At 71.0% G+C, this 13,748-nt stretch carries 9 protein-coding genes; 1 reads left to right on the top strand and 8 read right to left on the bottom strand.

Going from position 1 to position 13,748, the window contains the following annotated elements:
* Nucleotides 1-2: 2 nt before the first annotated feature.
* The 3 genes from AB0H62_RS03335 to AB0H62_RS03325 all read right to left on the bottom strand — a co-directional run bounded on the left by AB0H62_RS03335 (nt 3) and on the right by AB0H62_RS03325 (nt 7,567).
* Nucleotides 3-605: a TetR/AcrR family transcriptional regulator C-terminal domain-containing protein gene (locus tag AB0H62_RS03335; RefSeq protein ID WP_360583857.1), complete on the bottom strand. Its 603-nt coding sequence runs from the start codon at nt 603-605 to the stop codon at nt 3-5.
* 29 nt (nt 606-634) lie between these two features.
* Nucleotides 635-2,086 carry a right-handed parallel beta-helix repeat-containing protein gene (locus AB0H62_RS03330; RefSeq protein ID WP_360583855.1) on the bottom strand — a complete coding sequence of 484 codons (1,452 nt, stop codon included), beginning with the start codon at nt 2,084-2,086 and terminating at the stop codon, nt 635-637.
* 141 nt (nt 2,087-2,227) lie between these two features.
* Nucleotides 2,228-7,567 carry an RHS repeat-associated core domain-containing protein gene (locus AB0H62_RS03325; protein WP_360583854.1) on the bottom strand — a complete coding sequence of 1,780 codons (5,340 nt, stop codon included), beginning with the start codon at nt 7,565-7,567 and terminating at the stop codon, nt 2,228-2,230.
* Nucleotides 7,568-7,685: 118 nt separating this feature from the next.
* On the opposite strand from AB0H62_RS03325, the gene AB0H62_RS03320 reads away from it, so the two are divergent.
* The gene (locus AB0H62_RS03320; protein WP_360583852.1) at nt 7,686-8,387 is read left to right on the top strand and encodes a class I SAM-dependent methyltransferase; all 702 of its coding nucleotides are present in this window, start codon (nt 7,686-7,688) and stop codon (nt 8,385-8,387) included.
* A 1-nt stretch (nt 8,388) separates the two neighbouring features.
* Here the strand turns inward: AB0H62_RS03320 and AB0H62_RS03315 are convergent, their stop codons facing one another.
* Genes AB0H62_RS03315 through AB0H62_RS03295 form a run of 5 tightly spaced genes read right to left on the bottom strand, consistent with a single transcriptional unit; the run spans nt 8,389 to nt 13,728 of the window.
* Nucleotides 8,389-9,699: a glutamate-1-semialdehyde 2,1-aminomutase gene (locus AB0H62_RS03315; RefSeq protein WP_360583850.1), complete on the bottom strand. Its 1,311-nt coding sequence runs from the start codon at nt 9,697-9,699 to the stop codon at nt 8,389-8,391.
* Between the two features lie 12 nt (nt 9,700-9,711).
* Nucleotides 9,712-10,254: a dTDP-4-dehydrorhamnose 3,5-epimerase gene (gene rfbC, locus AB0H62_RS03310; RefSeq protein ID WP_360583848.1), complete on the bottom strand. Its 543-nt coding sequence runs from the start codon at nt 10,252-10,254 to the stop codon at nt 9,712-9,714.
* Entirely contained in the window at nt 10,251-11,435 is a 1,185-nt protein-coding gene (locus AB0H62_RS03305; RefSeq protein ID WP_360583846.1) for a polysaccharide pyruvyl transferase family protein, read from the bottom strand. The genes rfbC and AB0H62_RS03305 overlap by 4 nt, the downstream gene beginning before the upstream one ends.
* Nucleotides 11,432-12,385: a glycosyltransferase family A protein gene (locus AB0H62_RS03300; protein WP_220246014.1), complete on the bottom strand. Its 954-nt coding sequence runs from the start codon at nt 12,383-12,385 to the stop codon at nt 11,432-11,434. Before AB0H62_RS03300 ends, AB0H62_RS03305 begins: the two co-directional genes overlap by 4 nt.
* Nucleotides 12,382-13,728 carry a hypothetical protein gene (locus AB0H62_RS03295; RefSeq protein ID WP_360584649.1) on the bottom strand — a complete coding sequence of 449 codons (1,347 nt, stop codon included), beginning with the start codon at nt 13,726-13,728 and terminating at the stop codon, nt 12,382-12,384. The genes AB0H62_RS03300 and AB0H62_RS03295 overlap by 4 nt, the downstream gene beginning before the upstream one ends.
* Nucleotides 13,729-13,748: the final 20 nt, after the last annotated feature.

Below are 13,748 nucleotides of genomic sequence, written 5' to 3'. Positions count from 1 at the left end.
CCTCAAGCCTGCGCCGCTGCGAGCCGCACGCGGACGCCGTCGACGAACAGCTCCAGGCCGAACGCGAACCGAGCCTCGGGGGCGGCCTTGCGCACGCTGTCCATCGCGTGGTTCAGCCGATTGTCGGACCCGGCGCCGCGCGCCTGGTCGCCGGAGCGTTCAGCTTGCTCTTCGATCGTGTGGCCGAGCACGTAGAGCAGGAGCGCGAAGACGACCCAGCCAGCGCGTTCGATCGGCATGCCGGCGTCGGCGAGGGCGCGGAGGGCCGCCTCGCCGCCGCGGACGGTGTTCGGCTCCACGACGGAGGTGCCGGCGACCACCCGCGCCCCGTCGCGGTGCGCGAGGAGGGCGCCGCGTGCGCGGTGGGCCAGCTCGACCAGTTGCGCGTCCCATGGACCGTCATCGAACGGCGTCTCCGTGATCGCGGCCGTGATCCGGTCGGCCATCGCGCCGAGCAGCGCGTCCTTGTCCTTGAAAAGCCCGTGGATCGCGTCGGCCCGAACGCCGAGGCGGGCGCCGAGCTCGCGCATGGTCAGCCCGTCGAGTCCCTCGGCGTCGAGGATCTCCAGCGCCGCCGTGACGACGTCCGCGCGCTTCAGTGGCATGTGACCAGTCTGCGCCTGAATCAACCGCGTCAGAACTTGCTGCCCTGATCCTGCCCGTACGGCCCCGCCTGCCACTGCTCCGGCGTCAGCACCCGGCTGGTGTCGTGGGCGACGAACATCCACGGACCCGAGTACGTGTTGTCGCTGAAGTGGTTGTTCTGGCCGAAGGTGATGGCCTGCTGCACCACGTCGCCCTTGTACGGGGACCAGTCGGGGTAGCTGCCGTAGTTGGACAGCACCGCCATGCGGCCGCAGAACTGCGTGCAGCCCAGGTGCGCCGGGTCGAAGGTGAACGTGTTGTCGTGCACCGTCACGTTCTGCGTCTTCCAGCGGCAGTCGTCGTACAGCGGCTTCTGCGCGATGCCCGGCGCGCTGCACTGGGCCTTCGTGGCGAACGGCGTGCAGTAGCCCGTGGACGTGTTGGCCGGGCTGTTGCAGAAGCGGTCGGCGTTCTCCCACAGGGCGACGCCGCCCCAGTTGTCCTCGAAGGTGTTGCCGCCGATGTCGATCTGGTGCGTGCGCGCGCCCAGGCGGGGTTCGCCGCCGGACTCGGAGAGGTAGATCGTGGCGACGGGGAAGTTGTCGCCCTTGGCGGCGCGGGCGCGGCCGGCGACGAGGCCGTTGCGGCGGAACACGTTGCCGCTGACGGTGAGGTTGTGGCTGATCTCGTAGAACAGCGCTTCGGCGTCGTTGTCCTCGATCACGTTGTCGCGCACGAGGAAGTCGTTGTCGTTGGTGTCGGCCCACAGACCGGGGCCGTGGTTGCCGTGGACCCAGTTGCCGGTGATGTCGGCGCCGTTCACGGCCCAGAACTTCACGCCGCCGCTGCAGCCGCAGCCCGGCGCCTTGGTCTCCCAGTCGTCGGTGTTGTTGCCGGTGATCTCGTTGCCCTCCAGCACGAGCCCGGTGATGCCGTCGCCGGCGCGGTAGGCGTTCATGCCGTACTGGCCGTTGTCCTTCAGGCAGCTGCGGCGGACTTCCTGCCGGTCGCCCGCCATCAGCGCGGCGCCGCGGTTGTCCTCGATGGTGCTGTCCTCGATGACCCAGTGCGTGCCCGAGTCGTGGTTCACCACGCCCTGGTCCTGCGGCGCGGCGAAGCCCCGCACGGTGAGGCCGCGGATCGTCACGTCCTTGGCCTGCCCGGTGAACGCGGCCTGGTTGACGCCGCGGCCATCGAGGACGGCGCCCGGCGCGCCGAGGTAGGTGTCGCCGTCCTTGGGCTGGACCTGGCCGAACGCGTCGGTGCCGAGCGTGTGCGTGCCGGGCTTGAGCCAGAACGTGGTGCCCGCCGGGCTGTCCGATGTGCGCTGGGCGAGCTCGCTGTCGTGTGCCGGATCCACCACCACGGCCCCGGACGGCGCCGACGCGTACTCCGTCACCGTCGTGCCGCACACCGCGGCGGTCCCGGCCGAGGCCGTCGCTCCAGAAAGGCCGCTCGTCAGATATACGAGCCCCACCACGACGGCCACGGATCTACCCATGGCCCAACGCTACGGTCCGCCGGCGCCCCCGTAACTTCCCTGATGGGGTCCGCCGACTGCCCCGACGAGTGAATCTTCCTTGCCCGACAACACATTTCCGCGAAATTGCGCACTTGGTGGATCATTTCCGAAGTGGACTGATCAGCTCAGGTTCGTCGAACCGTCGATCCGCTGCAGCGTGCCACCCGGGCCGTCGCCCTTCACCTGCGGCACGCCGAGCAGGTCGCCGATCCCCGCCGACCTCGGCGGCAGGTCGACGCCACCGACGTTGACCGGTGCGGCACCGTTCCACGTGTGCGGTTTGCCGTGCGCCTCGCCGATCTCCATCACGTACTTGCCCGGGTTGGCCGTCTGGTGGTGCGCCACCGACTCAGCGCCGTAGGAGTTGAACATCGCGTGGCGCTGGAACAGCCCGGCGCCGCCGTCGAGGTCGCGCCGCGCGGGGTTGCCGCCGATGCCGATGACGTCGACGCCCTCCTTCTTCGCCGAGTCGATCACCTGGCCCACCAGCTTGCCGTTCGGGCTGGAGTCGAGGTACTTCTTCAGATCCGGGTGCATCTCGCTGCCGGGCGGGGAGTTGAGGTAGTCCTTGACCATGCCGTTGTGCGCGTCGTCGCGCAGGCTTTCCAGGTAGACCTTGTTGACGCCGTTGTTCTTCAGGTCGCCCATGTTGTCGCGCATCATCTCCAGGCCCGGGTGCTTGCCGTCGTGCTTGCCGCCGACGACCACGCCGTCGTACTTGTCCAGCAACGAGCCGGTGGCCTCGTGCTTGTCCATGACGGGGCGCAGCCGGTCGTCCACTTCCTGATCGCGGCCGGCGTCGCGGTGGTCCTGCTTGTTGTTCTCGGTCACCTGGTTCGCCGTGTGCTGGTCGCGCCGGTCCTGCTGCTCCCAGAAGTTCCTCGTGTTCGGGTCGTTGCGGCCCAGCGCATCGACGGCCTGCCGGTCCTTGGACACCGGTGAGACCAGGCCATCGCTGCGCGCTTGTTCGTGCAGCTTCCCGCCGAGCCCGCGGTTGTTCTCCACCATCGTCTGGGCGTCGCCGTTGAGCGTCAGGCGCTGCTTGTTCGGGTTCGGCACACCGGCCTTCTCCGCGATGTCGTTGAACTTCTGCTCGTCGCGGATCTTGTTCGGCGTCCGGCCGGTCTTGCCCGACTTGCGTGGTCCGCGCAGGTTCAGCGAGGGCCCGTCCGGCGTGCTGTGCGCCTGGTCGAACGACAGCTTGCACGGCGCCAGCCCGAGCGGGTCGGTCCAGCCGACCGGGTCGGCGACGTAGGCGTACGGGTTCGTCGCCGGCCTCAGGCCCGAGGGGTCGGGGCTGAGGTAGCGCGCCGCGGTCGGGTCGTAGTAGCGGTGGAAGTTGTAGTGCAGGCCGGTTTCGTCGTCGTGGTACTGCCCGGCGAAGCGCAGTGGCGTCGGCATCGGACCGGTCGCGGCGCCCCACGCGGTGAGCGTGCCGTGCCAGACCAGGCCCTGTTCGGCGTCGAGCAGCTCGGTCGGGGCGCCCGCGAGGTCGGTGACGACGCCGCGGAGGCTGTGGTCGCGCCATTCGCCGCTCGCCTGGTGCAGCACACGTTCGGTCTGCGTGAGCACGCGGCCGCTGCCGGGTTCGGTGTGCCAGACCAGGGCCCGCACGCCGTCGGTGACCTGCTCGGCGAGCTGCTCACCGTCCCAGGTGAACTCGGTGCGGGTGCGCAGGGTGCCGGCGGCGTCGAGGAGCTCCTTGGCGACGCGGCGGCCGAGCGCGTCGTAGCGGTAGCGCCAGTGGTGGCCGGCCGGGGTGTGCACGGCGACGAGCCGCTCGTGACCGTCCCACTCGTACCGCCATTCGTTGCCTTGGGCGGTCCGGCGCAGCACGAGCTTGCCGTCGGGGTCGTACTCGTACTCCGCGGTGTCGTCGCGCTTGAGCAGGCTGCCGGCGTACACGCGGTTGCCGGGCTGCACGAGGTTGCCCGCCGCGTCGTAGCCGTAGGTCTCGCGGCTCGCCGGGGCCTCGACGGCCAGCGGACGGCCGATCGGGTCCAGCCGTAGCTGCCGCCGCCCGGTCAGCGCGTCGTCGACCGCGGTCACGGTGTCGTCGTGGCGGTAGTGCAGGGAGCGCTGCTGCAGCGGCCGACCGTTCACGAGGGTCTGCGTCACGAGCCGGTCGCGCGCGTCCCAGGCCTGGCGCAGCCGCACGTTCCCCAGCCGCCGCTCGACCTCGCGGCCTTCGAGGTCACGCACGGAGGTGAGCTCGCGGCCCGCGGTGAGCAGCGCGATCGGCCGGCCCGCCGCGTCGTGGCGCCATTCGGCGTGGGCGCCGGTCGGCGTCGTGCGCGAGGTGCGGCGGCCCGAAGCGTCGAAAGTGGACGACAGCACGCGGCCGTTCACCGACTCCTCGACCAGGCGGCCGGCGGGGTCGTAGGTGCGACGCAGGTCCGTGTCCTCGTTGACGGCCCGGACGAGCCGGCCGGCGAGGTCGTACTCGTAGGTGGCGACGGCGCCGTCGGCGTCCAGCCGCACGATGCGGCCCACCGCGTCGTAGCCGAAGCGCAGCACGCGGCCGCCGGCCGAGGTCTGCTCGACCAGCCGGCCCGCCGCGTCGTAGCGGAAGGCGCGGCGGCGGCCGTCGTAGTCGGTGTCGGCCGCGAGCCGGCCGGCGGCGTCGTACTCGTAGCGCCACCGCGCGCCCAGCTCGTTGCGCACGCCCGTGACGCGGGTTTCGGTGTCGTAGCTCAGTTCCACGCGCGAGCCGTCGACCGCGGTCACGGCGACGGGCCGGTCGAACCCGGAGTAGTCCGTGCGCGAGACGGTGGTGGCTTCGCGGGTTTCGCGGAGGTTGCCTTCGCCGTCGTGACGGTAGGACACGCTCGTGCCGTCCGGGCGGGTGACGCTCAGCGGCTCGCCCTCGACGGTCCACGCGGTGCGCGTGACCGCGCCCAGTGCGGTGGTTTCGGCGGCGGGGCGGCCGAAGCGGTCGAACACCGTGCGCTGCGTCGCGCCGACGGCGTCGGTCACCGCGACCGGGAGACCCGCGGCGTCGTACTCGTAGCGCGTCACCTCGCCGAGCGGCCCGGTCACGGTGGCGGGCAGCCCCGGCCGCGCGTACTCGAAGCGCGTGCGCGCGCCGAGTGGGTCGACGGCCGCCGCGATGTCACCGTCCTCTGTGTACTCCCGCAGCCACACCGCGCCGTCGGCTTCGACGACCTTCACCGGGCGGTGCTCGTCGTCGTACTCGGCCGTGGTGCGGGAGCCGTCGGCCGCGACGATCTCCACGAGATCGCCGGCCTCGTCGTACTGGTTGCGGGTGGTGGCGCCGAGCGCGTCGGTGCTCGAGAGCAGCCGGTCGCGGTCGTCCCACTCCATGCGCGTGGTGAAGCCGAGCGGGTCGGTCACCGCCACGACCTGGAACGCGTCGTTGAGGTCGAACACCGTGGTGGCGCCGAGCGAGTCGACGGCCGTGGTGCGGCGCGGGTCATATGCGAGGCCGTAGCGCAGATCGCCGTCGCGGCCTTCGGCGCGTACGCAGCGGCCCTGCGCGTCGTAGGAGTAGCGGTACCACATGCCGTTGCGGTCTTCCCAGCTCGCGAGCCGGCCCTCGGCGTCGTAGCCGAAGCGCAGCGGCAGGTCCGAGGAGTTGCGGACCTCGGCCAGGTTCGCGCGCTCGTCGTAGGCGTAGCGCACGAGGACGACCGGCGCGCCGCCGCTGAGCAGCGTCAACTCGGTGACGTGGCCGCCGTCGGTGGTCACGCCGACGTGGTGGCCCGCCGAGTGCGTGAGGTCGGTCAGCGTGCCCGCGTCGTCGTAGGACAGGCGGAAGTGCTGGTCGCCGGTCATCGTGCTCACCGTGACCAGGCGCCCGGTCGCGCCGGAGAACAGCAGCGCGCGGCCGCGGTCGGGCTGGGTGAGCACGTAGGAGCCGTCGATGGCGCGCGTCAGCGGCCACGCGGGGCCGGTCACCGGCAGCACCTCGCCGCCGACCACGGGCTTCGGGTACTCGAGGAAGGTGCCGTCTTCGGCCGCGAAGTGCACGGCGTCGCCGTCGGCTTCGAGCCGCTGGTCGAGCGTCGAGGCCCACGACGCGCCGAAGGCCCGCCCGATCCGGTACGACGACAGGTGCGTGCGCGAGAGGACCAGCGGCAGCGCGGCGTCCAGCCGGACGTCCTCCTGCGTGAGCATGACCCGGCCCGTGGAGACGTCGATGGGGTCACCGCAGGCGAGGCGGTCGGCCGTCGGAGTGTCGTTCGAGCGCGGGGTGGTGTTGGTGTCCTTGATCGAGCTCTGTGCGGAGGTGGTGTCCTTGCCGCCCCCCTTGCCACCACCCGTGCCACCACCGTTGCCACCGCCGGGCAGGCCGCGGTCGGCCGGCGGCGGGTCGAGCGGCGGCGGGCTGTTCTTGGCCGGCGGCGGGGTGTCGCCGGCGCTGGACGCGCTCGTGGAGTCGTTCGTCTTCGGCGGCGGGTCGTTCTTGAGCGGCGGCGGGGTGCCGCCCGCGCTGGACGCGCTGGTCGAGTCGTCCGTCTTCGCGGCAGGCGGCGGGTCGTTCTTCAGCGGCGGCGGAGTGTCCCCGGCGCTGGACGCCGTCGTCGAGTCATCGTTCTTCGTCGGCGGGGGAGTGTCGTGCTTGGGCGGCGGCGTGTAGCCCGACGCCGTCGTGCTGTCGCCCCCGCCCTTCGGCGGCGTCTTCACGTCGGGCGCCTTCGGCGGCGCGTCGACGCTCTTCGGCTTCGGGGGCGCCGAGATCTTGCCGCCCTTGAGCCCCTTCAACGCCTTGCCCGCGTCCTCGAACAGCGTCCCCGCCTTCTTCAACAGCGGGATCAACGCCTTGAGCGCCTTGACCAGCTTCGTCACGACGTCGGTGATCTTCGACGCGGTCTTTGCGACGGCGTTGATGACCTGCGGCACCACCCACGTCAACCCGATCCCGAGCGTGAACACCACCTGCAACGCCCAGCTGATCATGTGCCCGATCAGGTCGGCGATGATGTCGCGCACCAGCGCCCGCACCGCGCCGACGACCTCGCCGGCCGTCTTCACACCGCTGGCCGCGCCTTCGGTGCCCTTCTGCGCACTTCCCAGCAGAGACGCCAGATCCTGGCTGCGCTGGCGGTACGCGTCCGCCGCGGATCCCGTCCACGACTGCAGGTCCGCCTGCACCATGTCCTGCAGGTCCGACGCCACGGCCTCCAGCTCACCCGCGACGTTCTTCCACGTCTCCGACTGCGCCGCGATCTGGTCCGCGTTGCCGGTCAGCCCGTTGAGCGCTTCCTTGAGCGGCCCGACGTGCTCCATCAGCCAGCCGACGCCCGCCGCGAGGATCGCGCCGAACGGGTCCATGGCCATCGACAGCGCGTCGAGCGCCGTCCCGACCGCCCCCATCGCCACCGACGCCCAGTCACCGGTCTCGATCGCCGTCTTCAGGTCGTTGGCGTCTTCAAGCAGCGTGATGCCCGAATACGCCTTCGTCGAGTCCTGGGTCGGCGCGATCAAGGGATTGCTCATGAATGAGACACGGTGCCAGAAACCCCTGCGGTTCACCTCCCGTCCAACCGAGATGTCGATCACTCCGGCCGCGGAAAACTGCGTGACACCCGTAGGTCCGGCAGCGAGGCTGTCGCCCGTGCCCGACGACTTCACGCTCTCCCGCCGCTCCGCGATGCGCTGGAACGCCCCGCTCGACGAACCCCACGCCGCCTTGCTGCTCGACCGCCTCGATGTCACCGACGGCACCGTCGTCGACCTCGGCGCCGGCTGGGGTGAGCTGCTGATCCGCGCGGTCGACGGCACGGCCGCGCGCGGCATCGCGGTGGACACCGACGAGGTGGCGATCGAACGCGGCCGCCGCGCGGCGAAGGAACGCGGCGCGCAGGTCGAGTTCGTCGAGCAGGACGCCGCCGCCTGGCAGGGCCGGGCCGACCGCGCGCTCTGCGTCGGCGCGTCCCACGCCTTCGGCGGCACCCGCCAGGCCCTGGCCGCCCTCGCCGGCGTCACCGACCACCTGCTCTACGGCGACGGCTGCTGGTCAGCCGACCCGACGCCCGCCGCTCGCGAAATCTTCGGCGACGACGTCCTCCCGCTGCCCGGCCTCCTCGAAGCCTGCCGCGACACGGGCTGGCGCGTGCTCCACCTGAGCACCGCCGACCAGCGCGAGTGGGACGACTTCGAGTCCACCTCCCGCGCCGGCCGGCTTCGGTGGCTGCTCGCAAACCCCGACGACCCACGCGCCGCCGAGACGCGCGAGTGGCTCGAAACCCGCGAACGCGAGTACGTCACCGCCTACCGGGGTGTGCTGGGATTCGCCTACCTGGTGCTCGTCAAGTAACTCAGGCCTTGCGGCGGAACACCGGCTTCACCGGCCGTCCGCCGAGCCACGGCGACGGGTCGCCCGCGTCCAGCGCCTTGCGGTAGACCACGCAGGCCCCGGCCACCGCCTCGACGGTGTGGTCGATGTCGGCGTCCGTCAGGGCCGCGCTGACCACGAACGACGGGCCCAGCACGCCGCCCGTCACGAGCTGGCGCAGGAACAAAGTCCGGTAGTCCTGAGATGGCGCGCCGGACGCGTCGAGCGTGCCGAAGACCAGGTTGCTGTCACGGCCACGCACCACCACGTGGTCGGCCACGTCGTGCGCCGCGGCCACCTCGCGCACACCGGCGGCCAGCCGCGCGCCCAGCGCGTGCAGGCGCGCGGTGACGTCCTCGGCCTCGTAGGTGTCCATCACGGCCATCGCCGCGGCGAGCGAGTGTGTCTCGGCGCCGTGGGTCGTGGACAGGAGGAACACGCGCTCGCGCTGGTCGCGCAGGCCGCCGAGCTCCATGAACTCGCGCTTGCCGGCCAGGGCCGACACGGCGAAGCCGTTGCCGAGCGCCTTGCCGAACGTGGACAGGTCCGGCGTGACGCCGAACAGCCCCTGCGCGCCGTGCTCGGAGAAGCGGAAGCCGGTGATCATCTCGTCGAAGACCAGCAGCGCGCCGTAGCGGTGGGCGAGGTCGCGCAGACCCGCGAGGTACCCGGAGGGCGGGTCCTGCTGCGTCGCGGCTTCCAGGATCAGGCACGCGACCTGCCCGTCGTGCTGCTGCAGCAAGGCCTCGGTCGCCGCGAGGTCGCCGTACGGGAACCGCACCGTCAGGTCCGTGATCTCACCCGGGATGCCGGCGGGCATGGCCGTGGTGCCGATGAACCAGTCGTCGGTGGAGAAGAACGCGTGGTCGGCGCACAACGCGACCAGCGGCCGCCCCGTCACGGCACGCGCGAGCCGCACGGCGGCCGTCGTCGCGTCGGAGCCGTTCTTGGTGAACTTGACCATGTCCGCGGTCGGCACGTTCTCGAGGAACCGCTCCGCGGCCTCGGCTTCCACAATGGACGGACGCGTGAAGTTGCTGCCCCGCTCGATCTCGCGGCGCACGGCTTCGGTCACGCGCGGGTGGGCGTGCCCGAGGCTCACCGAGCGCAGGCCCGAGCCGTACTCCACGTACTCGTTGCCGTCGACGTCCCACACGTGCGCGCCGCGGCCGTGGGAGATCACGGGCGCGAGGTGCTCGGGGTACTGGTCCTCACCCTTGGCGTAGGTGTGCGCGCCGCCGGGGATCACCCGGTGCAGCCGCTCGTTCGCGGCACGGGAGCGGGGCAGGTCCATTGTGGTCACCTTCTAGGTCTGCAGCGCCTCAGCCAGCGAGGGCGCGGTCTTGTCGCGTTCGGACATCAGCGTGGGCGGCAGCGGCCACGGAATCGCGAGTTCGGGATCGTTGTAGGCGATACTGACGTCTTCGTCCGGATTGTGCACGCGATCGATGCGATACGAGACGTCAGCGATATCGGAAAAAGCTTGAAAGCCGTGCGCGCACCCGGCCGGGATGTAAATGCTCACCTGCGTGTCGCCGGAAAGCCGGAACGTTTCCATGGCCCGGAAAGTCGGCGACTCCGGCCGCAGGTCCACGACCACGTCGAACACCTCGCCGAACGAACACCGGACCAGTTTCGCCTCACCGGCGCCCGAGCGCAGATGCATCGCCCGCACGACGCCCCGCACCGACCGCGACACGCTGTCCTGCACGAACGCGTCCGGGTCGATGCCGACGGACCGCGCGACGTCCGCGTCGAAGGTGCGCGAGAAGAACCCGCGCTCGTCGCGGTGCGGGGTCGGCTGGAAGAGGATCAGGCCGGAGATCGCCGGCACGGGAATGGCTTTCATCGGGCCTCCGAAACGGGGAAGAGCGTGGACGAGAGCACGGCGAACTGGGATTTCAGACGTTGCTTGTTGTCCTCGTTGCGTTCGTCCAGCGTCGCTTTCAGTTCCGAGGCGCGGCTTTCCAGCTCCTCGAACTGCGCGATCAGCCGCGGCACGTCCACCGACCGCGCTTCCTGGCAGAACTCGCCGAGGCCCATTTCCGCCATCAGCACGTCGTTCTTCTTCGCGTAACCGATCGCGACAGTCGGTTTCCCGGCCTTCAGCGCGCACAGCACGTTGTGATAGCGAGTGGCCACCACCGTGCCCACGCCGGCCATCGCGGTCATCAGCTCGCCCAGCGACCCCGGCGGCTCGGCCGTGACCAGCGGTGAGTCCACCGCGGCCACGATCTCGTCCACCACAGCGAGGTCGGCGCGGTCGCCGATGAACAGCCGCACCGGCCGGCCGTCGGCCACGAGGTACCGCACGAACTCCGTCAGGGAATCCACATAGGACCGGTAGATCTCCTCGCCCCGCGACCGGTCCTCGTTCCCGCCGTAGTAGGCCATCACGCCGACGCCCACGGCCCGGGGATCTTCGTCCGCGACCGGCGTCGGCAACGCGAACGCGAGGTCCGGGTACACGCCGTCACCCGCGGTCCGCACGCCCATGCCGGCCATGGCCGAACGCGACAGCTCGTCGCGGTAGGACCGGTACGCGGCGAGCTGCGCCGCCTGCCGCACCAGGAACCGTGTGGCCGGCACGCTGATCCGGTCCGCGCCCACGCTGACCAGCGCCACCTTCGTGCCGAACAGCCGCCCCAGCAGCGAAAGCAGGAACAACGCGTAGGGGAAACCCCACGGCCGTAACGGGAGCGTCGCCTCCAGCACCCCCATGCCCGGCACGATCACCACGTTCTGGCGGCGCACCCAGAGCGCCGTGCGCACCACGTCGACGAGCTTGCCCAGCGCCTTCGTGGCGATCGCGCGCACGCCGGCCGCCGTGCGGTACTCGTCGGAGTACCAGTTCAGCCGGACCGCGGGCACGCCGTAGCGGGCCTGCACGACCTCCGGTCCGCCGCAGAACGCCGTCACCGCGGCGTCCGGGTGTTCCGCGCGCAGGAAACCGAGCACGGCTTCCAGCGACCCGTCGTTGCCGAGGTTGCCCGAGCCCAGGAGCCCGAACACACCGACGCGTGTGGTCACGAAACCCGCCGTTCGCGTCCGGCCACCACGAGGTCGACGGTCATCGACAGCTCGTCGGCCGCCACCGGTGCGCGGTCCTCGACTCGCTCCCCGCCGCCGCCCGGGCGCGCCCGGCTCGAGAACCACTCGACCAGCGCGAGGTAGCACGCACGGCGTTCGCGCGAAGACAGCGGCGCCGTGCGGATACCGTGCACGTAACCCCACACGTATTCGGCCAGCAACCGCGCCGTCGGGTTCGTGACCGGGTTGCCGCGCTTGGGATCGAGGTTCGCGCACCGCGAGCGCTTGCTCGGGTTCGCACGCTCGGCGCGGTCCGGGTGGTCGCGGCGGAAGTACAGCAGCTCCGGCACCTGGTGGAACGGCCCGTGCAACGCCAGCTCGGCCACGTAGGTGCGGTCGGCGTGGTGGTAGCTGTCCATCGGCGTGACTCGGCGCAGCACGTCGGTGCGCATCACGCCGTAGAAGTCGTCGCCGCCGGGTTCGAACAGCAGGCTCTTGAACCGCGTCGACGGCCGCGGCGCGTCGGTCTTGTGCACGTACTCCAGCGGCACGGTCACCGCGCCGTTCCCATCGATGATCGCCTGGTGCGAGTGCGCCACGATGACCTCGGGCCGCTCGTCGAGCACCGCGATGCACTTGGCCAGCAGCTCGCGCCCGTAGAGGTCGTCGTGCGAGGCCCACTTGAACAGCTCGCCGCGCGCCATGTCGAGCAGCACGTTGTGGTTCGGCGTCGCGCCGACGTTGCGGGCCTGGCGCACGTAGCGGATACGCGAGTCCTTCACCGCGTACTGGCGGCAGATCTCTTCGGTGCCGTCGGCCGACGCGTTGTCGGAGATGACCAGTTCGAAGTCCTCGTACGTCTGACCGAGCAAGGCGTCGAGCGCCTCGCCCAGGAACTCCTCGCCGTTGTACACGGGCAGACCGATGGTCAGCCGGGGAACCGTGCTCATCCCGTTCTCATTTCTGTCATTCCGTCTGACGCCGAATGAAGCTCTTCATGGCTGAACGAACCTGACACCGGGTGGAACTCGAGGGAATGCTCGCCGGTGCGCTGCGCCGGTGCGGTGGGCAGGTTGTCGGCGATGGCGAAGTGGTCACGCAGCGCGATCCGCAGCTGCCACCACCACACGGCCGAACCGGTGATCGTCGCGATCGCGACGCCCCACTCCGACCCGGCCGCACCACCGAGCGCGGCGCCGATCAGGCCGAACACGACGTAGAACACCGAAGCGATCAGCTGTGAACGCAGGCTGCGCTTTGCCGTGCCCAGCGCCCGCAGACCCGCCGTCGCGCCCGTCGTGAAGCTCGCGCCGACCACGGCGAACGTGACCGGCAGGATCAGCAGCGACGAGGTGTCCCACAGCGAACCGAGCACGAACCGGCCGGCCTCGGCCGGGATGAGCAGCAGCAACCCGAGGCCCCACGCCAGCGCGGCCGCGGCCTGCACGCCGCCGAGGACCACGCAGAAGTGCCACAGCCGGTGCGGCGAGCGCTGCAGCACCCGCGCGCCCTCCGCCACCGTGACCAGCGAAAGCCCCATCAGCAACGCGAGGAACGGCCCGAGCAGCTGCTCGGCGCCGCGCACCGTGCCGACCGCGGCGAGGCCGGCAACCGCGCCCAGCCCATACGCGCGCAGCTGCGAAGACCCGCTGTTGCTCACGTTTTCCAGCAGGTAGCGCACGCCCAGCTCACGGTGGTCGCGCAGCCACGAGCGCACCCCGCCCAGCCGCGGCAGCACGCTCGTCTGCACCCACCCGAACGCCGCCGCGACACCGGCCGAACAGCCCCAGGCCAGCAGGAACGCGACCACGGTGCCGTACCGCGCACCGATCACCAGCGCCGGGAACAGCGCCACGGCCTGGATCCCGTCGTTCACGAACGCCTTCTGCCCGGTGCCCGCGGCGAAGAACCCGAACCGCCACGAGTCCTGCACCAGCAGGAACGGCAGCACCACACCGAGCGCCACGAACGCGCCGCCGAGCGAACCGCCCACGAGAAGTCCGAAAAGGACACTCACGATCCCGCTCGCGACACCCACGAGCAGCGCCGTGCCCACGGCCTGGCCGAGCGCCTCGCGCCAGCGCGACTTGGCGCCATCGGAGAACCGCACCATCAGCGGGTCGGTGGCCAGGCCGCGTGAGACGTTGAGGATCACGCCGTAGGTGACCCACGCGATGCTGAACAGGCCGAACGCCGCCGCGCCCAGAGACCGCGCGACGTAGAGGCCCACGACGAAGTTGGTCAGGCTCGACACGGCCTGGTCGCCCAGGCCCCAGCTCAGCCGCCCCGCCATGGCGCGGACGGCCCGCGAAC

The organism is Amycolatopsis sp. NPDC050768 (assembly GCF_040654155.1).
Lineage (GTDB): Bacteria > Actinomycetota > Actinomycetes > Mycobacteriales > Pseudonocardiaceae > Amycolatopsis.
This window is presented reverse-complemented; position numbering and strand designations above follow the sequence as displayed.